The organism is Promicromonospora sp. MS192 (genome assembly GCF_049532985.1).
Classification (GTDB): Bacteria; Actinomycetota; Actinomycetes; order Actinomycetales; family Cellulomonadaceae; genus Promicromonospora.
The window spans coordinates 1,423,810-1,448,805 of the sequence record NZ_CP186693.1 but is presented as its reverse complement, the minus strand read 5'-3'; the positions used below and the strand labels follow the sequence as shown (position 1 = coordinate 1,448,805).

The window sequence follows — 24,996 nt, the reverse complement described above, 5'->3', positions numbered from 1 at the left end:
CAGGAGACCACACAACGATCTAGCACTCCTGTGTGCCCAACGGCTTCGCCATGCCCGAGGGATGCATCAACGTGGCCGAGACCCTCGTCGTAGGCCCCCTCGCTGTAGTCGCCTTCGGACGGACTCTCGACGTGAGGGCCATCACCAGCGCTTGGGCGCGCCCGCCGCGGCCGTCGATCTGACGCCTACACTTCCGCTGCCCGGGGGAAGCGGCCCTGAGTGTGCTCAGGATACCGATGAGTGAACTTCATGACACGTTCTACCAGGGGTTTGGCTCGGACACTTCGCCCTGCCCAAGGGTGCCCGGGCGGCCGCCGACCTGTTCGACCTAACGACCGCACCCTGACCCGATACTCGTTGGCTCTACTTCCTGCCGACACGAGAACTGTCCGTGACGTGGCCCCAAGCATCAACTCGGGGCCGCGTCACGCACCGATGATCGAAAGGTCCACTAGCTGGTCGGCACAACCCATCCGAGCCGGCTTCCGATAGTGACCACTGATGTGGAGAGGATGACCGGGCTGCACTTGCGGTCGAACGGCCCGTCGCCGCCCGGTACACCTCGACAGTTCCCGCTCGACTCAGATGCGGGTCCTGCTGAGATGATGCCAACGGCCAGGCGCTGGGTGCCCGATCCAGAAGTGACGACCTCGTAGCCGGCCCCGCCGCTGTCACCATTGCCGGCTGCCGGGAGGTCAGCTTCCTGCTCAGTCCGGAATCCGGTGACCGAGGTCAGGTCGCCACCCAGGTTGTACACCACGCCACGGGCCGTGACGATGTTGCCACACAGCGTGCCGCTGTAGGAGCCCGAGTAGCAGATCTCCTGCCCGATGTACGGAGTGCGCTGGCCGTGGACCTGCGCGTAGCTAGTCGAGTTCCACGCCCCTGTCCAGACGTAGGACTGCGACCAGCCTGAGTCGATGATCGCGCCGTCGTAGTCGGTATTGCGCTGGATCATCGATCCGTAGGCGTAGGCATAGGCGCCGTCGGACGTGATCCAGGTCGAGCCCGTCTCGCCGCAGTGCGCGGCGGTCATCATGGCCTCACGGCTGGGGTTGTCCGAGTCGACCACGGCGAAGCCGGAAGTACAGTCCGAGACGATGAACGGGTCTTCGAATAGGGAGATGCGCGCACCACCGAGGTGGTAGTTGAGGTCGTTCTGGCGCGAGTTGAACGGGACGACGGATGTGGTCTCGAAGGTGACGGGCACCTCGACGCTACTCGCCAGCGCCGCGCGCGCGACCGAGGCATCCGGACGCAGCGAGACTTGAAGCGCTGACGCGTCAGGTTCCGGGGTCACCGAGGCGACTGCTGGGTCTGACATGAGAGTCTTGGCGGCTTCGCGGACCTTGCCAGGCGAGTACGAGGTCTGCTTGATCTTGACCGGCACGTCCTTCGCGTCGTGGATCAGCGCGCGCAGGTCGCTGGGCACGTTGCCGTGCCAGTGGAGGATGAGGGCGGAACGATCGCGAAGAACCTCGGCAGACGCGAACCGGGGGTCGCTGGCGTATCGCTCGGTGATGGTGGAGGCGAGCTCGCTCATCTCCTCGGTCACCGCCGGGAGCGTCAGGTCTTCGACGCCCGGACCAGCTGATGCGGATGCCTCCTTCGGCGTCAGCTCTGATGGGGCGATGCCGCTCGGGGCGAGTGTGAGCGGGTCACGCCCATCCGCAGCTACGGCCACGCCCCCGACAGCGAAGAGCGAGGACGCGGCCACGAGGGCAAGAGCAATTCTGCGCAATCTCAAGGTGTCTCCTTGTGCGTCGCTTGGAAGTTGCTTGCCCCAGCAGCCTATTTACGGGCATAGCGGACACAAGGGGTTACGAGATCTACCCGGGGTGAAACCGGGTGTCGTGTCTGGTCTCAGCCGCCGTCGAACGGCAGGACACTGTCGGTCGTCGCCTGAACAGGGATATCAAGCCGCGCGCTCAGCCTCGCTGCGAGGTCCTTTGCGTCCACGCGGGGGTCGGCTGTGATCGTGAGCCCGGTGAAGTCGTGAACAGGCCCCGCGGACGTCACGTCCGGTTCGGTCTCGACAAGCGAGGCGGCAGCGTCCCTGAGCGATCCGGGCTCAAGTGGTGTATCACGAACGACGACAGGCACATCCCCGGCGAGGTCGTGGACTATCTGTGGCTCAGAGCCGTACCAGTAGAGGAAAAGCTCACCGTCTTCTACCCCTGCAGAGCCGAAGCTCGGATCGTCTGCGAATCTCTCGGTCAACGATGCTGCGATCGCGCCAGGGTCGGCTTCTGGCCTCGCGGCGGGCTGGGAGGTGGCGATCCTCGACTCCGTCGGGTCAGGAACGCGCGCGGGTGGGGTTGCCGCGCATGACGCCAGGACCGTAGCGATCGCCGCAGGAAGTGCGATCCACCGCATGTCATGCCTGGTCACAGCCGTCTCGCTCCCTTCGTGAACCATTCTCACGCTAGCAGTAGGCGATGGATGAGGAAAGCGCGGTTGGGGGCCGGGGCGCGCCCCGCGACGTCAATGGCGCTCAGGCAGTGTTAGGACGATTCCTCGATCAGGCTGGTGATGGCCTGCGCGACACGCTCCGCGTCACAAGAGGTCAGGCCACCGGCCTCGACCACGAATCCCTCCAGTTCGTCGGAGTCCGTGAGGATCTCCAGCGCCTCTCCCTGAATGTTCTTGCCGCGCATCTCGCTCCTTTGTCCGCGTTGGCGCGTCCTGAGGATAGAACGTCGCCAGCGACGGTCAAGCAGAAAACACCCGGACCATCCGACGTGCAATGAACGGTAGTGCTCCAGCCACGCCGGTTCTTCGCTGCCATCGCCCCGGTCCCTGCATGGTTTCGCCCGTCCGAGACTGCGCCCTCGGCTCGGGGCCTCGTACGCACCTGCCTCCCACAGGACCTGTGGGAGGGACAGATGCGCAACGACACCCGGACGCTCGACGAGAAGATCGCCGACCGCAACACCAAGCTCGACGCTCTGCAGGACAAGCTCACCGCCGCCGTAGAACGGCTCATCACCGGTGAAGACTGGCAACGGGCCCTGACCTTCGCCGCGCAGTTCCGCTCCCGGTCATTCAACAACACCCTGCTGATCTGGGCCCAGCACAGCGCAGCACACGCACGCGGCATCGTCCCGGCCGAACTGCCAACCTACGTCGCTGGGTTCCAGCAGTGGCGCGCCCTGGGCCGACAGGTCATGAAGGGCCAGCCCGGCTACCAGATCCTCGCCCCGGTCACCGCACGCATGGCCGGCCGCGACGACGACCCCGACTCCTGGCACCGCCTGGCCAAAGGACAGAAGCCCGCACCCGGCGAGATCGTCCGGTCCCGGATGATCGGAGTCCGACCCGCCTACGTCTGGGACATCTCCCAGACCGACGGCGCGCCCATCCCCGAGCGGCCGGCCGTGGCGCTTCCCGCAGGCCAGGCACCGCCCGGCCTCTGGGACGGCCTGGCTGCCCAAGTCGCTGCCCTCGGTTACGACCTGCGCCTGGTACCTGACACCGGCGCGCTCGACGGCGCCAGCGGACGCACGACCTACGCCAGCCGTCTCGTCGAGATCCGTTCCGACCTGGACCCCAGCGGCCAGGCAGCCGTCCTGGCCCATGAGCTCGCGCACGCCATGCTCCACGCCCCAGGGCGCGACTCCGCGCCCGAGGACGGCACCAGTCCCGAGCCAGGGAGCGAAGGCCGCTCTCCGCACCGCGGGATCCGCGAGGTCGAGGCGGACTCGGTCGCCTACATGGTCGCCGCCGCCCACGGCCTAGACCTGACCGGCTCCACTGTGCCCTATGTCTCCGGCTGGGCCACGACCGTCGCCGGCAGTGACCCGGTCCAGACGATCCAGAGCACCGCAGCACGCGTCCGGACCACTGCCCTGACCATCCTCGACCAGCTCGACACCCAACAGACTCCGGACGGCACGCCACCCGCCCCCGCACCGGGCCCGACCGACCGCCAAGCGCCATCGAGCGCCCCGGCTCGACGCACGACCCACTCCGCCGAGGGGGTCTCGCTATGACCATCTCGACGAGGCACCGCGACTGGTGCAGAAAAGAGCTCGGCCACGTCCTGCTGCACGACGTCGACAACGTCGATGCGGTCGTCCACCGCGGCATCGCCGAGGTCGAGGCCGAGTCGTTCGCGCTGATGATCGCGGCCTCGCACGGCATGAACACCGAGCAGTACACCGTCCCCTACGTCGCCATCTGGGCCTCGCGTGCGCCGGGGCAGGACCCCATCACCACCGTCCAGCAGACGGCCGTGCGAGTACGTGCCGCGGCTCTGCAGACCCTCGACCGGCTGGAGACCGCGACGGTCCCGGACGGTGAGCCGCCCACCCCGACAGCCTCCACCCGAACGGCCGACCACGCAGGTAAAGCTCCCCGCACGCCCGAGCCCGCCACCCAGCACGCGCCGGCCCGGCCTGGACCGGTCTCCGTCACCGAAGGACCGGCGCTGTGAACGGGCAGCGGGTGCCGGTGGCGCTGCCCCGGGCGCGCTTCGACATCGACACCGACGGGCACCTGGCCGTCACGGTCGACGGGCAGCCCTGGCAGCCTCCATCCCAGGTCGAAGGGACCACGTCGACGGGCCCGGGACTGCGGTTGGGGCGCTCCGATGTCCCGTGGGTCCAGCAGCAGATCGCCGACGACCTGGGCACGCCCGTCCTGGTCGAGGTCGTCGACGACGGTCAGCCCTACACCGACATCGTCGACCCTGGCGCCTACCACCCCGCCGAACCTGACCGCCCTTCGGTCTCGGCCGAGGTCGGCGTGGGCAGGTACAGGCCGGGTGAGCCGGTAGTGATCAGTGTCGTCGTTGCCCGCACCCATGCCGACGAGCACGGGCACGTGCACTACCGGCTGCCGGCCGCGCTCGGTGACCGGGCCGTGCTGGTCCACGGCCAGCACTCCGGGACCACGCTCCCGCTGAACGCGTCGCCGGTGCCGTGGCCATCCACCGGCAGCGCCGAGGCATCTTCGCGCTCGCCGTTCATGGGTCGCGACCGCGATGCCCACCGGCGCCAGCCTTGTTCGGGTCCCGCCCGGCGTCCTGCCATGCCCGAACCCACATCTGCGCCCCGGGTGACGCCGGACGACGGCCTGGGGGCGTTGTGAGGACGCCGTCCCCGGCGCCCGGGCGCGCGATGGGCGACGAGCTGACCGACCTCGGCCTGATCGGCCTCGGAGGCCTGGTCGGTCTGGCCACGGTCCTCCGGGTAGCCGGGAGCCTCGCCGCCTGGGCCACCGGCACCGGCACGCCGACCGGGAACGCGCTGGCCGGTCTGGGGGTCCTGGTCCGGCCGGCCGATCCCGGTGGGGTGCTCGGCGCGGAGGGGCTGCATCCGGTCGCGTACTGGTTCGCAGTCGTCCTGCTCCTGGCCGTGCTGGGTGTCGGGGTGTGGTTGGTGGTCCAGGCGGTCCTGGGGATGAACCACCGGCAGTCCCGCAGCCCGCACCACACCCCCGGGACCGCGACTCGCCGCGATGTGGCCCACGCCGCCTCGGCGCGGGTGCTGCTCAAGCGGTCCCGCACCCTGCGCCCCTCCCTACCCAGGCCAACGGCGCCGGAGGTCGGGTACCAGCTCGGGACCGCGCACGGGCACGGGGTGTGGGCCTCGGTCGAGGACTCCCTCCTGGTCCTGGGCCCGCCCCGCTCGGGCAAGGGCCTGCACATGGTCGTCAACGCGATCCTGGACGCACCGGGTGCCGTGGTGACCACCTCGACCCGGCCCGACGCGCTGACCGTGACGTTGAAGGCTCGCCAACGGATCGGGCCCGTGGCGGTGTTCGACCCGCAGCACCTGGCCAAGGGCCTACCGGCCGGGATGCGGTGGTCGATCGTACGCGGCTGCGAAGACCCCCTGACCGCCATGATCCGCGCCACCGGGCTTGCCTCAGCCACTGGGCTGGGGGGCGGCAACACGGAGAACGGCGGGTTCTGGGAGGGCATGACCCGCTCGGCGCTGCAGGCCATGCTGCACGCCGCCGCCCTGGACGGCCGCTCTGCCCGGGACCTGTTCGCCTGGTCCAACTCTCCTTCGGCGGCGGAGGACGCCGCTGCGATCCTGGCCGCCCACCCGGACGCCGCCACCGGGTGGGGGCAGTCGCTGGAGGCGATCATCCAGGCCGACCCCCGCACCCGCGACAGTGCGTGGATGGGCGTCAAGCAGGCCCTGGCCTGCCTGGCCGACCCCCGCGTCCTGGACTCGGTCTCCCCCGACCCGGACGAGCAGTTCGACCCCGAAGCCTTCCTACGCGACAACGGGACCCTGTACCTGCTGGCCACCGGCGCCGGGTCGGTCACCAGCGGCCCGTTGGTGGCGGCGTTCATCGAGGACCTGGTCGAGACCGCCCGCCACCTGGCAGCGGCCTCCCCCGGTGCCCGGCTGGACCCGCCCGTGCTGCTGGCATTGGACGAGATCGGCAACCTCGCACCCCTTCCCTCCCTGCCCACGCTGATGGCCGAGGGCGGCGGTACGGGGCTGACCACGATGCCGGTGCTGCAGTCCCTGGCCCAGGCCAGGGACAAGTGGGGCGAGAACGCGGCCAACGCGATCTGGGACGCAGCGATCGTCAAGGTCATCCTCGGCGGCTCCTCCTCGTCCAAGGACCTGGCCGACTTCAGCTCACTGATCGGGGAACGGGACGAGTTCACCGACACCCACATCCGCGGCGAACGCGGCGCCCGCACCCTGCAACGCGCCGTGCGGCGGGTGGCGATCATGCCCCCACAGGCCATCCGCATGCTCCCGTTCGGGATCAGCCTGGTCCTGCTGCGCGCCGCACCACCGATCATCACCGACCTGCGCACCTGGACCACCCGCACGGACGCCGACCAGCTCACCACCGACCGCACCCACGTCGAGACGCTCCTGCAGACCACCGCCCGCCACGGCCGGCGCAGCCCTGACCACAGCGGGGACCCAGCCGTCGACGAGCAGCTGTAGCCGGCTTCGCTGTGGCTTCAGCTCCAGGAGGCACGCAGGGCCCTGCCCGTACCGCGAGCATGCCGCGCGGCGGGCAGGACCATGCCAGCTGGTGGCCTGGTCACACCTGGCGGACATGAGCGACTCGCCTACCTCTCCCCCTGTGCCGTCCGCCCCCAAACAGCGCCTCGCCGACGACGATCCGACGGCCGAGCGCTCGGGCCAGCAGCCGGGCCTCTACCTCCCGTTCGCCGGGTTGTGCACCTGGTCTGTGAACGCTTCACCCGTCGCACGAGGAGCTTTCCGATGAGCAGCCCCGCCTTCCCCGAGGATGGTTCGTTCTCTCTGGATCATCCGGTCGTGCAGGCCGACATGCTGGCGACATGGGACCACTCCCACACCAGCGCGACCATGGCGCATACCCGGGTGGCCCGGCATGCCTGGAGAGTGCTGCGCGAACTCGGTGTGACCGGTGGGCGGATGCTTGTGCGTGGGCTCGAGCCGGAGGCCTTCGCGGGCCTGCCGGAAGGCAGGCGAGTCCTGGACCCCCTGGATCACGGTGACCTGCAGGCTGACGTCCCGCCCGGGGATTGGCCGCACCGGGGACTGGAGCTGACCCCGTTTCATCCCAGCTACATGCCGGGTCAGTTCGACGTCGTGCTGCACAACACGCCGTTCTCCGATGTCGTCTACCAGGACGGGGCGTTCCGCGAGGGGAACTGGCAGGTGCAGAGCCAGGCTGTGCTCAGTTCTCTGGCCTACACCGCCCCCGGTGGCTTCGCCGTCGTCCTGGTCGGCTCCGACGTCCTGGATGCACCGCGGGCGCAGCCGCGCCGGGCGATGGCCCAGCTCGCCGACCTGATCGGCGCCGCACGCCTGCCGGCAGGGGCGCTTCGGAACGTGGCCGGATGCGATAGCCCGGTCGACCTCCTGCTGATGCGCCGCCGCCCAGACGATCAGCGTCCTGGCGGGGCGGAATTCGCTCTCAGCCGGGAGGTCACGGTCGACTCGGTTCCCGTCCGGTTGAACGAGTACTTCGACCAACGACCGGGTGACCTGCTCGGCCGGCCCGTGGCCCGGCCGATGCCCTGGGGACCAGCCCGCCTGTCGATCCAGCCCGACGCGGTACCGCTGGTCGTCGACCTACGCACCACGCTCGACCAGTTCGTCCGTAACGCCCGTTCATGGCAGCTGATCGCCGAGCCCACCACCATGCCAGATGCACCAGGCGATACGACCAGCGGCCCGCCCGGCAACGGACCTACACGTCAGCCACGCGACACGCCTGGCAGACGCAGCGCCGATCACCCTGCCGGCCCCGCGGGACCGCCCGAGAACCGGACCGACACCCCTGAGCGGTCTCGCGGGGACGACACCCACCCGGACCTGTAAGCGCTGCACGGGACACGCCACACGCCTGCCCACCCCCTGCACCAGGGCAACAAGCGGTGACGGCCCGTACAGAACTCAACTCCCCGAGCGCCGGGGTGCAAGCCCTGATCGGCCCTCGACACGGGTTCGTCGACGACCTCAACTACGCTTCGCCCCGAAGCGCCGGTCCGGAAAGCCACGCAGATCCGCCCGCGCAGCCACGCGAGGGACTGGCCCGAGAACACCTCAGAGCACGGCGCCCACCAGCGCCGCGATGACCAGAGACCCGAGCACGAGCCCAACCGCCGCGACCAGCGTGACCAGCACGGTTGAGGCCGTCCACCGCACCGGGGGCAGCGTCCGGGCCAGCAGAACGGCCACCGGGACCAGCACCAGGACCGAGGTGATCACGCCGGGCATGAGGCTCCACGTGACCACGCTCAGCAGCACGTGCCCCATGGCGTTGACGAGCAGTGCGTAGCCGACGCACACCAGCACGGGCGCACTCCACGCCGTCCGACCCGCCACCGCGGCGACGGCCAGCACCAGCACCGCACCGGTGACGATCGCCAGTGCGCCCGCGAACTGAGCCTGGTCCCCGTACACGGCGCCACCGGGGAGCCACGGCCGCTCGGCCTGCCAGCCCGGGAGGTCCCGGACCAGCTCCTCCGCGTTGTGCACGGCCAGCGCCACGATGGCCACGCACCACAGAAGGGCGAGCCGGGAGCGGCCGGGCACTCTCCTACCGACGGTCTCCGTCGCGCTTTCCTCCACCACGGTACGAAGGTAACGGGCCCGCCCCGGGCGCGGCACCAACATCACTACGGGTCAGAACAACGCGGTCTCCCGCCGCGCAAGGCGATGCCCCGCGCTTGTAGCGGGCGAGGTGATTGTGCCGCGACGGGCCTGTCCGACGGCACCGGTCGCGCACCTGAACAACGACCGCAGTGCGAGGCAGGAGCGCAGGGAGGGTGTCATGGACCGGTACGAGGAACAGCTGGTCGATGCTGACCGGCGCGCGATGGCTGCCCATGCCGGGGCGGACGCGACCAGCGGTCACCAGTTCCTGGCCGGGCAGATCTGGCACACCGCTCAAGCCCTGGGCGTACCGACCGGCGCGGACGTCCTGGCCGTGGGGTCCGGGTCCGCGCAGCTGATCGGCACCACCCCGGTGACGCACCCGACGGCGAGCATGTGGGACAGATCCGTCCCGTGGCAGGCGCAGACCCCGCCGCGGTGGCCATACCCCGCCTTCACCGTGAACCACCAACCCGCCGCGCCCCGGGCCGGTGGCCCGTTCGCCGTCCAGGTCATCTCCCAGGTCGGGCTGGACGTGCACGTGCGCAGCATGGCGGCCTGGTCCTACCAGCAGCGCCGGTTCCACGAAGAGCTCACCACAGCGCTAGACCGGTCCGCACCAGGCGGGCTCGTGTTCGCGCTGGCCAACCACTCCATCTTGGACAACGCCGGGCTGGAAGGCTCCGCGCGCACCCCGTGGGAGCAGGCCGGGCAGGTCGCGGACTTCCTCGGCGCCGCGCGCCTGCCGTCCCACGCGCTGCGGACCGAGGACCTGTGTGACGCCCCGGCCGACCTGATGATCTTCCGCCGCCACACACCGGGCCTCGGGAGCCTCAGCGCGGGCCTCGTGGTGCCACGGTCGCAGTGGATGCCCGGCGCCGGGATCCCCGTCACCACCTACTACCGCTCCCACCGTGAGCACGTCCTGGGCCTGCCGATGACCCAGACCGACCAGTGGGACCTGGAACAGCTCGCCGTCATCGACACCAAGCGCACCTGGCAGCACCGGCTCCCGCACGTGCTGGACCAGATCACCCGCACCCACACGAGCACCGCCGAGACGCGAACAGTCGCGGCCCTCGACGTCGGGTCCGCGTCCGGGCTGGCATCACGCGCGGTGCACGCCGGTGTCGGATCCGACCGGCCACGACAGGCCGCCGACCCCGTACCGCCACTGTGAATCTGCCCCGCCAGTCCCGCTGGCCCCCAGCCCGGTGCACACGACCGTGAAGCGACAGGAGCGCTCCGATGAACCCCACGACGACCAACTCACACTCGCCGGCCGAGCCCACCCCGAGCACGTCCTGGGCCGGGTCCTGCCCGAGCCCGACGGCTCGACCCGGCTTGTCCCGGCCGCCGACCGGACCCGTCTGGGTCATCGGATGCAGGAGGCCTTCACACGGATCGGGGGTGCCGCGACCCAGCGCGGGCTGACCGCACCCGGCTTCCTGCGCCCACCCGAGCAGCCCAGCCCAGGCGTGCCCCGGCGCGTCGGCCACGGCACGCACCCCGGCGCGAGCACGGACCTGTACCTCTGACCCCCTCCCTGGTTGCGGTTACGACCGCCGGCTGAGGGTCACCGGCAGACCTCGCCGGGCGGACGTCGACCTGGTCAGCGCCCGCAGCCGCGACAGAACAGGTCCCTGGCTCAGGCTCTCGATCCGTTCGAGCCACCAGACCACGGTGTTCACTCATACACTAGAACGCATGTTCGATTCCGGGGTGGTTCCGACAGCATTGGAGCGCGCTCGTGCCGCCCTCCAGTCGGTCGAGCGCCGCGTCGGGGTCGAGCACCACACCCCGGTCGAGCAGCGCGAGCGTGGCCTCGAGCTCACCCCACCCTCCCCCGCTCCCCTAACCGAGCTGCTGCCCGGTGGGGACCTGCCCACCGGGGCAGCGGTCACCGTTCGAGGCTCCGCGAGCCTGATGTGCTGGCTCCTGGGCGTCACCCAGCGCGACCGGTGGGTGGCCCTGGTCGGGTGGCCCGAGCTCAACCCGGTGGCGCTGGCCGAGGCCGGGGTCGACCTGGAACGCGTGGTCGTTATACCGGAAGCGCGTGGGCACGTGGCCGTCGTTCTTGCCGCGCTCCTGGACGGTGTCGAGATCGTCGTGGCAGGCCCCCGCGCCCGGCTGACCGCGAGCGAGCGCCGCCAGCTCCTGGCCCGGGCGCGTCAGCGCGCTGCCACGATCCTGTCGCCGGTCTCCTGGGAGGGCTCGGCGTTCATACTCGACGTCGAGCAGGCGCGATGGAGCGGCCCGGAGCGTGGGGCGTACTGGCTGCGCGAAGCCCACCTGTCCGTGGTGCGCCGCTCACGCGCCGACGACTCCGGCACCCGCTTCGAGGTCACCCGGCACGACACCGCCGCGCCGACCACGGTCCCCACCCGAACCACCGGCCAGGCTGCTGGCCGTCGCCGCGCAGGATGAGGTCCTGGTGCACGCTGCCACCGGCCTGATCGACGGCGGGCTCGTGTCCGCGGCCGGCGTGCTTCTGAGGTAGGCCCACGACCGGAAGCCGGATCGAGCAGAGCCCTGGAGCATCCGCCCACACGAGACCCAGGCCACCAACAGCCCCCGGCTGACGCGGATCCCCCGGCGCCCTCTCTGGTGGTGGCCGTGCACCTGGCAAGGGACATGGGCGCGATCCAGCGTCTGTGACCCGAGCAGGGAGCCATCATGACCATCCCCATCCGGCAGAGCTTGGAGGGCGTTCTCCTGACCGGGCTGCGGCCCGGCACCACCCGGGCAGGGGTGCCCGTGCTGCGGGCGCGGGTCCGCGCTCAGCAGTGGCGACACGAGGGCGAGACGTTCACGCCCGGCGAGCCGGTCACCTGCGACCTGGTGGTCTTCCACGAGTCGACCCAGCGCGCCCGGGCCCGGTTCCGGGCCGGTGACGCGTTCATCGCTTCCGGGCACGTCAACACCTACGACGTCACCCGCGACGGCCAAAGGGTGCAGCACCAGGAGTTCGTCGCCCGGCGGCTCGGGCACGACGCTGCCCGCACCCGGTACAAGGTCACCCGCAGCCGCCGGCGCCTCCGCCCCACCGCACCCGTCGTACGGGCCGAGCCGGGACGCGCGTCATGAACGGTCCAGAGCAGACGCCCGGCACCGACCCCAACGAACCCGGCCGGCAGGGACCCGACTGGCAGGGACCCGACCTGCCGGAACCTGACCTGCCGGGCCCCGATCCCCAGGATGACCCGCTGTCAGCACCGGACGGTGCCCCTGTTGACCCGTCCCAGCTCTCGTTGCTGCGGATGCTGGGCTGGCACCCCGGAGACCCGCTGCCCGAGCTCGACGACCCGGACGGCGTAGCAGACGAGTCCAGCGGCGACGCGGTCCCGTTCCCCAGCAGCCGGGCGACCTCGGGCCTGGGCGGGGCCGCGGCGCACACGGATGCTGACCTGCTGCTGCCGGCCGAGCCGGAGCCGGTGGTGCCGATCAACTGGAACACCCTGGGCGCGGACCGGGCCGAGCAGGAGTGGTGGCAGCTGGACGCGTTCGTGTACTGGCTGCGCGACGACTTCGGACTGACCCCGCAGGAGCTGCCCCCGATGTGGCACCGGCACCCCGAGCTGGTCTGGGAGCTGTCCGCGCTGCGCACCTCCTGGCTCGCGGGTCACGCCCAGGACGCCCACCCCGGGTCCCCGCTGATGTGGCTGCGGGACCTGTCCGACACCCGACGCCGGCTACGGGACTGGGTCCAACGGTGCGGCACCACCCTGACCGAGGACCGCCCCACCCGCCGCACCACCTGGCCTGGCGAGAACCCCGCCCCCAGCCCCACCCCAGCCCCGGTGACCGACCGCGCCGCCGACTTCGCCGTCTTTGTCGCCGACGATCTCGCCCGGCGCCGCCAGGTCGAGGAACAGGCGCAGGCCGAGATCGAGCAGGTCCGCGCCGAGCGGGTCAACCGGCTACGCCAGTCCTGGCGCCTACCCACACCCGACCCCGAGGACCCCGCTCGGGACGTGCTGTCCACCGGCCCGACCACGGGTGAGCCCGCACCAGGTCAGCCCCCAACAGGTGAGCCCGTGGTGGACGAGCCGGTCACCGAGGGGCCCGGCACGGATGAGAGGGACAGGTCATGACCGTCGGCACGCAGGCTTCCCGAGTGAAGGCAGACATCTCAGCGCTGGACAGCCACGCCCACACGGACGCCGCCGACGCGCACGCCCAGCTCGCACCGATTCTCGGTGACCTGCTGCGAGGCCTGGGCGCCCCGGTCCGGGCGCGGGCGCTGGCATTCGGCGTGTACCCGCAGGCACTGCTCACGGGCGACCCGAACCGGCACCAGGCCCGCGACGAAGAAGGGCTGCCGGTCCAGGACCGGTGGCAAGGCCCTCTGCCCGGGGGCCGGCCGGACGGCGACCGTGACGCGGTCCCGTTCGCACGGTTCCCCCTGAACCTGGGCATGACGCGCCCGTTCGACGTCGCGCTGGTGTCGATGCCGTACAGCGACGTCCACCTGCGCAGCCGCGATGGCCGCATCGCGCGGCTGAACAACTTCCATGCCTTGGCCACCGAAGCACTGGACGCGCTCGCCCCCGGTGGGCACGCGGTGTTCCTGGCCAACCACACGGTCCTGGACTTCCCTGACCCATCCCACTGGGCACGCCTGGCCCGCACGGCCGACTTCCTCGGCGCGGTCCGCCTGCCCTCTCATGTCCTGCGCACCACGCCGGCCTGCGACGCACCTGTCGATGTCCTGGTCCTACGCCGCAGGCAGACCCCGCTGCCCGCCCGGAACCTGCAGTTCCCGCGCGTGGACTGGTCACCGAAGGAAGGGCTGCACCACAGCACCTACTTCACCACTCACCCCGACCGCGTCCTGGGCGCCCGGGAGGTGTCAACCGACCGCTGGGGGATGCAACAGCTGAGTGTCCACGACCCCGAGGGCACCTGGCCAGGCCGCCTCGCCGCCGTGTTCGGCCAGATTGCCGCCCTGCACGGCCCCACCAGCACCGCCACCGACCAGGCGACCGGACACCGGCCGGCCACACTCCGGCACGGACCCAGCCACCCACACCCCGAGCCACCCGACCTGTCTCTGTGACCGCCATCTGGACCGCTCATCGACCGGCCCACCCCATCAGCAACCCACCCACCAGCAACCCAGCACCGACGATGAGGAAGGCCCTGTCATGGAGTCCGACGAATCCCGCATCGAGCTCGTCCAGACCGACCAGGCCACGGCCCTGGAGATACTCGCCCAACAGAACCACGACAGCACGTCAGCCGAGGTCGCGTACCAGAACATCGCGGCGCAGCTGTGGCCGCACCTGCGTGCCCTGGAGTACACGACCGGGAAGTTGCTCACCGTCGGAGCAGACGCCGACCTTCTGGCCGGCGCATCGCCCGACGGGCCCCGGCCTGCCAACACCATCGACGGTTACGAGGAGGGCCTCTTCCTGACCGCTCGCATGCCCTCCGCCGGCCTGTTGCCGCGCCACGGGCTGCGGCTACGGCCCATGGGCACGCGCGAGGCCGGTACCGCCGACCTCGCCCTGGCCGACCTTCCCCTGGCGGACACACGGGCCCTGACCCGCTCCACCAGGACCCGCCTCGCTGCGGAGCACAGCGCGATCATCGGCGACGTCCTGGCCTGGTTACGGCCCGGTGGGCTCCTAGTCACCACCGCCCACCACCAGCTCCTCGAAGGAATTTCCACCCAGCCGCGCCGTTCGATCGCCGACCATGCCGATCTGATCGGGGCCGTGCGCCTGCCCGCCGCTGCGCTGCGCCGGGCACCACTGCTGGACAGCCCCGTGGACCTGCTCCTGCTGCGCCGCCGCGAACCCGGCCACCCGCCCGCCGGCCTGGACTTCATCGACCGCAGTCCGGTGCACGTCCATGACGCCCCGGACATGCTCATCAACGACTGCTACGCCACCGCGCCCTGGGCCGTGCTGGGCAACATCGTTCCCGACCCGATCGACCCCGAGACCACGACCGTCGCCCCCATCGGCGGCGACTTCGGACGCCTCCTGTCCCAGGCACTGGCCACGCACACCGACATCGCCATCGACGACCGCCTCTACGCCCAGCAACGCCCCCCGAGCTCCGGCAGCCTCCAGCGGGCACCACAGCAGGACGCGCCGCCCGTGCCCGGCACCGGCTACGCCGGGCCCACCTTGTAGCGCCCGGCCACCAGCCCAGGACCCAGCAGTGATGCGCAACAGAGGCACCAGCCGTGCCGCCGGCTGCCGCGCACCTGACCGGACAGGAGGTAGGTCATGCCCGCGATGAGCTTCGACCAGGCTCTGCGCGCCGAACGCTGGCATGCGCTCACCCTCGGCTTCCCCGGTATGAGCCCGGGAGCGGACGCATCCCGGCTTCGCACCGCACGCCGGGTCTGGGCCGAGTACGTGACCTACAGCCAGAAGGTCTACGACTCACAGCACTGGACCTACGACCCCGACCCGCGCCCCTCGTTCTGCCTGTACCCGCTCATCGAGGCCGGCGGCAACATCCAGCGCCTGGTCGATAGACCCGAATTCGCCGGCCAGGTGCTGGACGACATGGACCGTGGGCACCGAGAAGAGATCGTGTCCGACCAGGACGGCACCCGCTGGGAAGGCCTCGGCCCAGACATCGACGACTACCCAGCCGCAGCACGAGAGACCGCCCACATCCGCGCCCAGCTCCAGATCCGCGACCTCATCCCGCCCCGACCCCGCGGTCAAGCCGCGGCCTTCGGGTTCCTGCCTCCCCGCGACGAGCCGCCCACCAGCACCGGGATCGAGCCCCCGTTCTGACATCCCAGTCCCCCAACACAACCGCCGCACCCCGAGCCACGAGGCGACGGCCACGAGCCCGCAGGGCGACAAGAACCCCTGACATGAACACCAGCCACGAGGAGAAGACCATGCACATGACCGGTGCGACAGACGACGACGGCAACCCGATCAACGACATACCGGTCCTGGTCGGGACCACGGAGTCGATCCTGGACACGATGGCCCGCCACATCCACAGCGCCGCGAGCGGATACGCCGCGCACGAAGCGATCGCAACCAACCTGTGGGGCCATCTCAACGCCCTGGGATACACCGATGGCAGGTTCCTGGTCGCGGGCGCGGACGCCGAGCTGCTCGCCGGCGCCCCGCCCGACCGGCCCCGGGTCACCGAAGGCATCACCATCGACGACGTCGACAACCTGCCCGACCGGGTCGTGCTGGCCGGCGACCTGCCCACGACCGACCAGTGGCCCCACCACGACCTCAACCTTCGACCCGCGACCCGGCCCGACATGGACGACGCGGACCTGGCGATCACAAACCTGCCGCTGTGCGACGCACGGACCCTGTCCCACGACAGCCAGATCGACATCACCGCACTTCACCACTCCCTGATCCACCAAGCCCTGTCCTGGCTGAGACCCGGCGGACTCCTGGTCGCACTGACCCACCGGCAGCTCCTGGACGGGCCCGACGCACAACCCCGCCGCTCGATCGCCCACCAAGCGGACCTGATCGCCGCCACCCGGCTCCCAGCCTCGGCGCTGCGCGCCGCACCGCTGCAGGACAGTCCCGTCGACCTGCTCCTGCTGCGCCGCCGCGAGCCCGGCCACCAACCCGACGGGATCAACTTCATCGACCTGGTCCCCGTGCACGTGCCCGGAGCGCCCGACCTGCTGATCAACAACTGCTACGCCACCGCACGCTGGGCCCTGCTCGGCAACCTCGTGCCCGACCCGATCGACCCCGACCTGACCACCGTCACGCCGATCACCGGCAACTTCACCGACGACCTGGACATGATCCTTGCCGGGCACGTGCGCGAGGCCATCGACTTCCAGCTCGACGCCCACCAACGCCCCACACCCACCGACACACCCCGCCCGCCCAGCCCTCGATCACCAGACAGGCCGCCCTCACCCAGCCGCCAGACGGACCCACCCTCCCTGTAGAGGCGCACACCACCTCATCGGCGGACACCAGCAGGATGCCCCACTCCTGCCCGGACACGCACACCACCGCGGCCAGACACCCACCCTGCCAGCCCCTGCAGTGCACAACTGCGCTGTCGCACTCGCACGAGGCCCCACGGCAACGCGCATGTCCGTCGTCGGCCAGATCGACAGCGCGCCCATCCGGACCTCCCGTCCCCGGTACGGCGCCCGGCCCGCGCACCTCGGCCGGCCCGGCAGCAACGCCCCGAACCGAACGTCGACGACAGCCCGGGGCCGCGCGCGCTGTGCGGTGCCGCGTCGGGTGCACCACGAGACAGCGTTCCACCGGGAACGTGCTGCCCCGCGGTCGCGGACCGTCGCGCACACCTTTCCCTCCCACCCGTCACCCCCTCGGCCATTGAGCGAAAGAAGCAGGAAGATGCCCACCGAACCCAGCCCCGTCCTCGGTCGCTACCTGGCCCAGCTGCCCTATGTCCTGGGCCACCAGCCCGACGACGACCAGGTCGTGACCAGCCTGTACGGGCCCCGCGGCGTGGCCATCGTTCACGCCGCCGTGCACTGGGACCCAGACGCCGGGCCAGGGCAGGCCGCCGGACACTTCGCGCAGGTACTCAAGGACGAAGGCCCGATCGACCACGTGGCCGTGACCGGTTACGGCCCCGACGGCGGCACCTGGGCCTTCGACCTGGCGACAGAGCTGTGCGAAGTGTTCGACGCGCGCTCCACCGTGCTGCACGTCCAGGACGGGTCGTGGCGGGTCCTGGACAACCTGACCGAGACCTGGGGACCCCGCACCACCCTTCCCACCCCGCCACCGGACCTCGTCCTGCGCGGCGCCCCCACGCCAGCAGCCAGCCGGAACGACCTCGTCGCCTCCGTCGCCCCGCTGCCGGAGCCGCTCTTCACCGAGCTCGACCAGGCCAGGGCCACCTACCTGACCACCCTCTCGCCGACCACCCGCGCCGACCTCGCGCGAACCGCCCTGGACCACCTGGCCAGCGGGCGCGTCGACGACGTCAACCATCTCCAGTCCCTGGCCCACCTGGTCAGCCAGAGCACCATCGTGCGCGACACCGTCATAGCCCATGCGATCCACGGCCGCCAGCACCGCCAGCGCGTCGACGCGCTGATCCGCACCTTCCGGGCAGCCCCGCCCTCGCAACGACCCGCACTGGCCACCACCGCCGCCGCAGTCGCCTACCTGACCGGGTGGCCCCCGCCCCAGGTCGAAGGACTGCTCCGGCACACCAACCCGGCGCACAGGCTCGCCAACCTCGTCAGCATCGCCCACCACCACGGCGCCCGCCCGGAACCGATCCGGCGCGCCATCCTCAAGGACGCCGACAACAGGCTCCAGGAGGCCGACGCGGCCTGGACAGCGAACCAGACCAGGACAGGCACGACGCGCCCCACGGAGGCATGGACCAGCACTCGTCGCCCGCCAGAGCCACCACTGTCCGACGCCATGGGTATCTGACCGCCCGACCACGGAGCCAGGTGATCGCTGAGCCAGGTGACACGACCGTCCTGCCCGATCACACCAACCTGGCACCCGAGCCACGGACCGCGCTCGCGCAGATCGCCGACGATGGCCGTGGCCGCAGGCCGACACCGCGCTCCACCGCCGATGGTCCCGCCGGTCGCACCGGCATCTCACGGGGCGTCGACGGGCAGCGTCCGCCGAGTCCTTCGGTTGTCCCAGCGCATGACCTGGACACGGCACGCGCGGTGGTCGCACGGCTGCGCGCCCACCACCGCACAGACCCAACCCGACCAGGTCATCCGACCCCGCAGGTGACGCCCGAACCCGAACAACGGGGGCCATGATTCCACGCCCGGGCAGCCACACCACCGACCAGCAAGAAGACACTGCCGGCAACCCCCGACGCCACGACGGTCTACGGGCCGCCTGGACGCCGACCGCGACGACCCGAAGGAGACATCATGAGCGTGCACGACCGGCAGTTTGGGAGCGGCACACAGGATGCCGTCGACATGATCATGGGGGCCGCCAGAGCCCGTCGTGGACCCCACTGAGCAACTGGCCGCGGTGCTACTGCCCCGCGACGAGCCACCCACCAACCCGGGCATCGAGCCCCCGTTCTGACAGTTCCAGCCTCATCACCTGAGCTAAGTCGCCGAGCCACCAGCTACGAGACAACGACGAGCCCGCCCTGCCGCGGGCGCAAACTTGCGGCGACCAAGCAGGAGCCGAAGCACGGGGTGGTTCTGCAAAGGTGCATGCGGTGGACCGACGCGGCCGCGAGGTCCTACAGGCCGCGGAACCTGCCCAGAGTTTCCAGGGCGGCGGCGTCAGTGGTGGCGAGGAACAGGTCCGCGGCCCTCAACGGGCCGCAGACCTGTCGCTCACGTGGCACGCGCCGTGCGGACCACGTCCTACTCTGTGCCTGCCAGCCCTCCTTCGTGTCCGGCTGCCTGACCCGGAGACTTGCCTGGCGCGAGTGATTCCAGGATCTCCGCGGTGCGCACGTCCACGTTCTCGTCCGGCTCGATGTAGTGCCGCTTGGTGATCTCCGTAGATGTGTGCCCAAGGAGCTGCGCCGCCATCGCGGTCCCGCCGGCCCGATCCACGGTTGTGGCCACCGTGCGGCGGAACGAGTGCGGCGTCACGCCAGTGATGCCGACCTCCTTGAGGATGTCCCGCAACCGGCGTCGTACGTTGTTCGTCGTCAGCGGAGTCTTGTTCCGCGAGCGGAACAACAGCGTCTCCGGTGGCTCGCCGGCCGAGGACATCAGCTGCCGGCGCAGCGCCTCGGCCGTGTAGGTCGGCACGGCGATACGCCGCACCGAGGTCGAGGTCTTCGGCCTGGGCTGCCGGTAGGTCGGCTTGCCCTTGGGCGAGATGATCGTGCCGGAGTTGCGGACGGTGGCCGGGTTGGTGGTGAGGTCGACATCGCAGCGGCGTAGCGCCAGGACCTCACCAATCCGCAGCGAGGACCCCAGCATCACCTCGATGATCACTTCGAGCTGTCCGTCCGGCGGCGGTCCAGGAACCTTCTGGTCTCCTCGCCGCCACGCACGCACAGCGGCCCGGATGGCGTCGACCTGGGCATGGGCCAGGGCCTTGGCCTCCGTCTTCGGCCGGCGCAGCCGCTTGGTCCCGGCCACCGGGTTGCGGTCGATCGCCTCGTACCGCAACGCCAGCCCCAGAGCCAGGTTCAGCACCACCTTGGCGTGCTTGGCCCTGGCGTAGGACTGCTTCTGCTGCTCCTTGAGGAATCGGTCGACCTTCATGATGGAGATCTCGCGCAGCGTCATGTCCCGGAAGGCAGGCAGCACGAGCGTGCGCATGTCCCGCTCGTACAGCTCCCGGGTCGAGGGCGCCAGATCGTCCAGCTCGATGTCTTCCAGCCACACCTCGACCAGGCGCGTGAACGCGCTGTCGGCCGTCAGCTCGACACTTCCCGACGACCGCCTGATCCGCCGGGCCAGCTTGGCCTTGAGCGCGATCTCGGCCTGCTTCGGTGTCTCCCCGGAGGCCTGCACGAGCCGGGACCGGCCGTCCAGGTCCCGGAACCAGGTCCGTGCCCTGTCGGCGCCGGAGGCGGTACGGTCCAGGTTGATGGCACCCCACGTGCCGATCGGTGTACGAGGCTTAGCCATGGACGGTCACCGCCCCCCGGCTTCCGTGGCCGCCGGTTCGGACTGCTCGGGCGGCCACGCAGGCTGCCCGGCACGGCCCGGAGCGGGCTCGCGCTGCTGGTCGAGCCACGCGCGCACGTCGGAGTGGAAGAACTTCACGTGCTTGCCGATCCGGACGCCGCGCGGGCCCTTGCCGTCGGTGCGCCAGTCGTAGATCGTCCGGACCGGGATGCCGAGGTACTCGGCCAACTCGTCCAGGCTCAGCAGCGGGTCCAGCCCACCCGCGGGGGATGTGTGCGTCTCCATGACACTCAGGTGCGTGCTGTGCTCCGCACCGTCCCGAGACGACCCGCGCGCGCTGCGCGGCCCGCATCCCGGATGCCGAGATTTGGCCGCCCAGGCGGCCTATTTGATGAGTATTTGATGACCGGTTCAAATCTCAGAAACCCTTCAGGCCTGGAAACCCTTGAGTTTCCAGGCCTGAATCGGTCGGGCTGACAGGATTTGAACCTGCGACCCCTTGACCCCCAGTCAAGTGCGCTACCAAGCTGCGCCACAGCCCGCGGTGTTCTTGAGCATGCTCAAGGCTACCGGTTTGGCCCCTTGGGGCCGACGGAAATACTACCCCACCTCAGGGCCTGCGCCCGACCAGACGACGTTCGGCGCGCCTCGACCACGTCCGGGTCGCTCGCCTCATCGGGCCCGACGCCGCCGCACCACCTCGCCAGCCTGTGATCAGCGGGTCCTGGATACACGAGGACGGTCCGCCGACGATCGACGACAGACCGCGCCGCGGTGCACGCCGAACGAGGAGCAGGACATGTCACACCCACCGACCGACCCGCCCGACCAGCCATCTCGGAGCGGACGAGACGACCGCACGGGCCACCGGCGCGGACCATCGCGCCGCGCCGTGCTGCAGATGGCGGCCGTCGGCGTCGCGGCCGGCGCGCTCTCCTTCGGCGTGGGACGCCTCACCGCCCCGGGTGCGGAGCTGCCCGACTGGACCACCGCGGACATGCCGTCGCAGGCCGGCCGGCGCGCGGTGGTCACCGGCGCGAACGGCTACCGCGCGGCCCGAGCTGGGCCGCGCACAGGAGACCCCCGGCCGGCGGATGATCCGCTGGCTCTCCGCCCGCGATGTCCTGGCCGGCACGGTCGAGAGCGCTGCGCAGCCTCACCGAGGCGGCACGCGTCTGGGAGGTCTCCGAGCGGCTGACCAGGACGACCATCCCGGCTGTCTGACCCCGCGACTAGGGATGCACGATCAGCCAGGTCGCCACCGCCGGCCGCACCCCGGCGTTCCGGATCCGGTGCGGCACCGAGCAGGGGTAGCTGATCGAGTCACCGGCTGCCAGCACGACCACGTCGTCGGCCAGCTCGACCGTGAGCTCGCCCGAGACGACGTTGCCGATCTCGTACCCCTCGTGCCGGAACAGCTCGGAGTCGCCGAGCGTCGCCGTCGCGCCGGGCGGGTACACGGACTCGAAGAAGTCGAGCCCGGGCATGGGACGGGGCGAGAGCCTGCGGAAGGTGACCCCGCCGTCGAGCGTCACGGGTGACGCCTCCCAGGCCCGGGTGACGGCGATCCCGGCCTGCTCCAGCTCCCCCGCCCCGCCGCGCGGTCCGGCGGCGGCCTCCGGCGGCTCGAAGACGTCGGACAACGGCACGCCGAGCGCGTCGGTGATGGCCAGCAGCCGGACCACCGACGGGCGCATCACGTCCCGCTCGATCTGGGACACGGCGCTGGCCGAGATGCCGAGCGTCGCGGCGAGGCTGCGCGCCGACACACCTCGGGCTTCACGCAGGGAGCGCAGTCGGGCACCCAGCGACGGTTCGGAGGACACCGCCGCATCGTACGAGCGCGCGGGCCCGGCCCGCGCCCGCGGCAGCGCGACACACCGGCGACACGCCTGGCGTCACGTGCCCGATACATCCCGAAACACCCGTGAAGCCATCACTGAACATGAGCCTTACGACCTGGTTACGCCCGGGAAACCGGCGCACTCGCGTTAACCCATAACTTCATGGGGACCTCGCAGACCACTCCCTCGGAAGGCCGCTCATGACCGAGAACACGGAGGTGACGGCCTCCACGGCGGCCGCACCCGACCACCCCGACCGCTCCCCCGCCGGCGAGCACGACCTCGTGGAGGCCGCCGGGCACCCGGTGGGCTCCGGCGACGTCAAGCCCGGGTACGACCCGCGCCTCGCCAACGAGGACCTCGCCCCACTGCGCGAGCAGAAGTGGTCGGCGTACAACATCTTCGCGTTCTGGATGTCCGACGTGCACAGCGTCGGCGGCTACGTCACGGCAGGCAGCCTCTTCGCCCTCGGCATCGCGAGCTGGCAGGTGCTCCTGGCCCTCGTGGTCGGCATCGTCATCGTGCAGGTGTTCACCAACCTGGTCGCCCGGCCCAGCCAGAGCACCGGCGTGCCCTACCCCGTGATCAACCGGGCCGTGTTCGGCGTCAAGGGCGCGAACATCCCCGCGATCATCCGCGGGCTCATCGCGGTGGCCTGGTACGGCGTGCAGACGTTCCTCGCCGCCGAGTCGCTGAACATCGTGTTCCTCAAGTTCATCCCCGCCGCCGCGGCCCTCGTCGAGCCGACCTTCCTGGGGCTCAGCGCGCTGGGCTGGATCTCGTACGCGGTCCTCTGGTTCGCGCAGGCCGCTCTGTTCTGGAACGGGATGGAGACCATCCGCAGGTTCATCGACTGGGCGGGCCCGGCCGTCTACGTCGTGATGATCGTGCTGGCCGTCTACCTGGTCTCGGAGGCCGGCTGGTCGAACATCAGCCTGAGCCTCGTGCAGGGCGAACCGCTCACCGGCTGGGCCTCTGTGGGCGTGTTCTGCACGGCCGTCGCCATCGTCGTGTCGTACTTCTCCGGCCCCATGCTCAACTTCGGCGACTTCGCCCGCTACGGCCGCTCGTTCAAGGCCGTCAAGCGCGGCAACCTGCTGGGCCTGCCGGTGAACTTCCTGTTCTTCTCGATCCTCACGGTGATCACGGCGTCCGCCACGGTCCCCGTGTTCGGCGAGCTCGTCACCGACCCGATCCACACCGTGGAGCGCATCGACACCCCGTTCGCGATCCTGCTCGGCGGCCTCACGTTCGTGACGGCCACGGTCGGCATCAACATCGTCGCCAACTTCATCTCCCCCGCGTTCGACTTCTCCAACGTGGCCCCGCAGAAGGTGAGCTGGCGCATGGGCGGCATGATCGCCGCCGTCGGCTCCGTGCTCCTGCTGCCCTGGAACTGGTACGACGACGCCGACGCGATCCACTACACGCTCGGCGTGCTGGGCGCCCTGATCGGTCCCCTGTTCGGCATCCTGATCGCCGGCTACTACGTGGCGGCGCGGCAGCGGGTGCTCGTCGACGACATGTTCACCATGTCCCCCGAGGGCGCCTACTGGTACACCAACGGCTACAACCGCAACGGGGTCCTGGCCGTCGTGCTGGCGGGTGTGCCGACGGTCCTGCTGGGCGTGGTGCCCAAGCTGATCGCCGACCTCGGGTACTTCGACATCTCCTGGATCGGCAACTTCACCTGGTTCATCGGGTGCGCCCTCGGGTTCGCCGCCTTCTGGTGGCTGGAGCGGCTCAGCCCGCAGGTCCCGTCGTTCGACGGCGGCACCGCGGGCGTGGCCGACGGCGCCACGGCCTGACCGTGCGGATCCGGCTGATCAACCCCAACACCTCCCGGGCGATGACCGGCAAGATCGCGGCCACCGCCCGGGAGGTGGCGGGCCCCGGCGTCGCCGTCGTCGCCGGCTGCCCCGAGCCGGGCTCCGGCCCGGCCGCCGTCGAGAGCCACACCGACGAGGCATGGGCGGCGCTGGTGGTCGCGCGGGACGTCGCGGCCTGCGAGGCGGGCGAACGCCCCGCGGACGGGTACGTGGTCGCCTGCTTCGGCGACCCGGGTCTCGACGCCGCCCGCGAGCAGGCCACCGGGCCGGTGGTCGGCATCGCCGAGGCCGCGATGCACGTCGCCACCCTGTCCGGCCGCACGTTCGCGGTGGTCACCACCCTCTCGCGCACCCTGGGCCGCGCGCAGGACCTGGTCCGGCGCTACGGCTACCAGGACGCGTGCGTCGCCCTGCACGCCGCCGACGTGCCGGTGCTGGACCTCGAGGACGCCGGATCGGCCGCCCGCGAGCGCATCGCCCGCCTCTGCGAGCGCGCGGTGCTCGACGGCGCCGACACCGTGGTGCTCGGCTGCGCCGGCATGACCGACCTCTGCGCCGACCTGACCCGGCGCACCGGGGTGCCGGTCGTCGACGGCGTGGCCGCCGCCGTGGGCCTCGTGTCCGGGATGGTGCGGATGGGCGTGGGCACGAGCAAGCGCGACGAGTACCGCCTGCCGCCGCGGGCCGACGTGCTCCGCCTGACCTAGGGC

24 protein-coding genes and 1 tRNA gene are annotated in these 24,996 nt (G+C 70.8%); 17 read left to right on the top strand and 8 right to left on the bottom strand.

Annotated elements, in window-relative coordinates:
* Positions 1-451: 451 nt before the first annotated feature.
* The 3 genes from ACO229_RS06485 to ACO229_RS06475 form a co-directional block, all read right to left on the bottom strand.
* A complete protein-coding gene (locus ACO229_RS06485) occupies positions 452-1,555 on the bottom strand; it encodes a S1 family peptidase (protein ID WP_423464196.1) in 1,104 nt (367 codons plus the stop codon).
* A 308-nt stretch (positions 1,556-1,863) separates the two neighbouring features.
* A complete protein-coding gene (locus ACO229_RS06480; RefSeq protein WP_423464195.1) occupies positions 1,864-2,220 on the bottom strand; it encodes a hypothetical protein in 357 nt (118 codons plus the stop codon).
* A gap of 284 nt (positions 2,221-2,504) precedes the next feature.
* A complete protein-coding gene (locus ACO229_RS06475) occupies positions 2,505-2,657 on the bottom strand; it encodes a hypothetical protein (RefSeq protein WP_423464194.1) in 153 nt (50 codons plus the stop codon).
* Between the two features lie 228 nt (positions 2,658-2,885).
* On the opposite strand from ACO229_RS06475, the gene ACO229_RS06470 reads away from it, so the two are divergent.
* The 5 genes from ACO229_RS06470 to ACO229_RS06450 all read left to right on the top strand — a co-directional run bounded on the left by ACO229_RS06470 (position 2,886) and on the right by ACO229_RS06450 (position 8,294).
* Positions 2,886-3,992 (top strand): ArdC-like ssDNA-binding domain-containing protein, encoded by a 1,107-nt coding sequence (locus ACO229_RS06470; RefSeq protein WP_423464193.1) that lies wholly within the window; start codon positions 2,886-2,888, stop codon positions 3,990-3,992.
* Positions 3,989-4,435, top strand: coding sequence for a hypothetical protein (locus tag ACO229_RS06465; RefSeq protein ID WP_423464192.1), 447 nt, complete (start codon positions 3,989-3,991; stop codon positions 4,433-4,435). Before ACO229_RS06470 ends, ACO229_RS06465 begins: the two co-directional genes overlap by 4 nt.
* The gene (locus tag ACO229_RS06460; RefSeq protein WP_423464191.1) at positions 4,432-5,091 is read left to right on the top strand and encodes a hypothetical protein; all 660 of its coding nucleotides are present in this window, start codon (positions 4,432-4,434) and stop codon (positions 5,089-5,091) included. Before ACO229_RS06465 ends, ACO229_RS06460 begins: the two co-directional genes overlap by 4 nt.
* 29 nt (positions 5,092-5,120) lie before the next feature.
* Entirely contained in the window at positions 5,121-6,923 is a 1,803-nt protein-coding gene (locus tag ACO229_RS06455; protein ID WP_423465272.1) for a type IV secretory system conjugative DNA transfer family protein, read from the top strand.
* 285 nt (positions 6,924-7,208) lie between these two features.
* A complete protein-coding gene (locus tag ACO229_RS06450; RefSeq protein WP_423464190.1) occupies positions 7,209-8,294 on the top strand; it encodes a hypothetical protein in 1,086 nt (361 codons plus the stop codon).
* A gap of 225 nt (positions 8,295-8,519) precedes the next feature.
* Here the strand turns inward: ACO229_RS06450 and ACO229_RS06445 are convergent, their stop codons facing one another.
* Positions 8,520-8,975 carry an HXXEE domain-containing protein gene (locus ACO229_RS06445; protein ID WP_423464189.1) on the bottom strand — a complete coding sequence of 152 codons (456 nt, stop codon included), beginning with the start codon at positions 8,973-8,975 and terminating at the stop codon, positions 8,520-8,522.
* A 274-nt stretch (positions 8,976-9,249) separates the two neighbouring features.
* On the opposite strand from ACO229_RS06445, the gene ACO229_RS06440 reads away from it, so the two are divergent.
* The 10 genes from ACO229_RS06440 to ACO229_RS06395 all read left to right on the top strand — a co-directional run bounded on the left by ACO229_RS06440 (position 9,250) and on the right by ACO229_RS06395 (position 18,466).
* A complete protein-coding gene (locus ACO229_RS06440; protein ID WP_423464188.1) occupies positions 9,250-10,251 on the top strand; it encodes a hypothetical protein in 1,002 nt (333 codons plus the stop codon).
* Positions 10,252-10,297: 46 nt separating this feature from the next.
* On the top strand, positions 10,298-10,609 hold the full coding sequence (locus tag ACO229_RS06435) for a hypothetical protein (RefSeq protein WP_423464187.1): 312 nt from the start codon (positions 10,298-10,300) through the stop codon (positions 10,607-10,609).
* A gap of 169 nt (positions 10,610-10,778) precedes the next feature.
* On the top strand, positions 10,779-11,498 hold the full coding sequence (locus ACO229_RS06430; RefSeq protein WP_423464186.1) for a hypothetical protein: 720 nt from the start codon (positions 10,779-10,781) through the stop codon (positions 11,496-11,498).
* Between the two features lie 249 nt (positions 11,499-11,747).
* On the top strand, positions 11,748-12,158 hold the full coding sequence (locus tag ACO229_RS06425; protein ID WP_423464185.1) for a single-stranded DNA-binding protein: 411 nt from the start codon (positions 11,748-11,750) through the stop codon (positions 12,156-12,158).
* A complete protein-coding gene (locus ACO229_RS06420) occupies positions 12,155-13,165 on the top strand; it encodes a hypothetical protein (RefSeq protein ID WP_423464184.1) in 1,011 nt (336 codons plus the stop codon). Before ACO229_RS06425 ends, ACO229_RS06420 begins: the two co-directional genes overlap by 4 nt.
* Positions 13,166-13,188: 23 nt before the next feature.
* Positions 13,189-14,130: a hypothetical protein gene (locus ACO229_RS06415; RefSeq protein ID WP_423464183.1), complete on the top strand. Its 942-nt coding sequence runs from the start codon at positions 13,189-13,191 to the stop codon at positions 14,128-14,130.
* An 88-nt stretch (positions 14,131-14,218) separates the two neighbouring features.
* A complete protein-coding gene (locus ACO229_RS06410) occupies positions 14,219-15,214 on the top strand; it encodes a hypothetical protein (protein WP_423464182.1) in 996 nt (331 codons plus the stop codon).
* 96 nt (positions 15,215-15,310) lie between these two features.
* Positions 15,311-15,832, top strand: coding sequence for a hypothetical protein (locus tag ACO229_RS06405; RefSeq protein WP_423464181.1), 522 nt, complete (start codon positions 15,311-15,313; stop codon positions 15,830-15,832).
* Positions 15,833-15,915: 83 nt separating this feature from the next.
* On the top strand, positions 15,916-16,986 hold the full coding sequence (locus tag ACO229_RS06400) for a hypothetical protein (RefSeq protein WP_423464180.1): 1,071 nt from the start codon (positions 15,916-15,918) through the stop codon (positions 16,984-16,986).
* A gap of 421 nt (positions 16,987-17,407) precedes the next feature.
* A complete protein-coding gene (locus ACO229_RS06395; protein WP_423464179.1) occupies positions 17,408-18,466 on the top strand; it encodes a DUF4192 family protein in 1,059 nt (352 codons plus the stop codon).
* A gap of 920 nt (positions 18,467-19,386) precedes the next feature.
* Here ACO229_RS06395 and ACO229_RS06390 read toward each other — a convergent pair.
* From ACO229_RS06390 to ACO229_RS06375, 4 genes are all read right to left on the bottom strand, one after another.
* Positions 19,387-20,496 carry a tyrosine-type recombinase/integrase gene (locus ACO229_RS06390; RefSeq protein WP_423464178.1) on the bottom strand — a complete coding sequence of 370 codons (1,110 nt, stop codon included), beginning with the start codon at positions 20,494-20,496 and terminating at the stop codon, positions 19,387-19,389.
* Between the two features lie 123 nt (positions 20,497-20,619).
* Entirely contained in the window at positions 20,620-20,898 is a 279-nt protein-coding gene (locus ACO229_RS06385) for a helix-turn-helix transcriptional regulator (RefSeq protein WP_423464177.1), read from the bottom strand.
* A 183-nt stretch (positions 20,899-21,081) separates the two neighbouring features.
* A tRNA-Pro gene (locus tag ACO229_RS06380) sits at positions 21,082-21,155 on the bottom strand.
* 690 nt (positions 21,156-21,845) lie between these two features.
* Entirely contained in the window at positions 21,846-22,439 is a 594-nt protein-coding gene (locus ACO229_RS06375) for a helix-turn-helix domain-containing protein (RefSeq protein WP_397432736.1), read from the bottom strand.
* A gap of 218 nt (positions 22,440-22,657) precedes the next feature.
* On the opposite strand from ACO229_RS06375, the gene ACO229_RS06370 reads away from it, so the two are divergent.
* Both ACO229_RS06370 and ACO229_RS06365 read left to right on the top strand, forming a co-directional pair.
* Positions 22,658-24,265, top strand: a complete 1,608-nt coding sequence (locus tag ACO229_RS06370; protein ID WP_423464175.1) for an NCS1 family nucleobase:cation symporter-1 — start codon at positions 22,658-22,660, stop codon at positions 24,263-24,265.
* A 2-nt stretch (positions 24,266-24,267) separates the two neighbouring features.
* On the top strand, positions 24,268-24,993 hold the full coding sequence (locus tag ACO229_RS06365; protein ID WP_423464174.1) for an aspartate/glutamate racemase family protein: 726 nt from the start codon (positions 24,268-24,270) through the stop codon (positions 24,991-24,993).
* Positions 24,994-24,996: the final 3 nt, after the last annotated feature.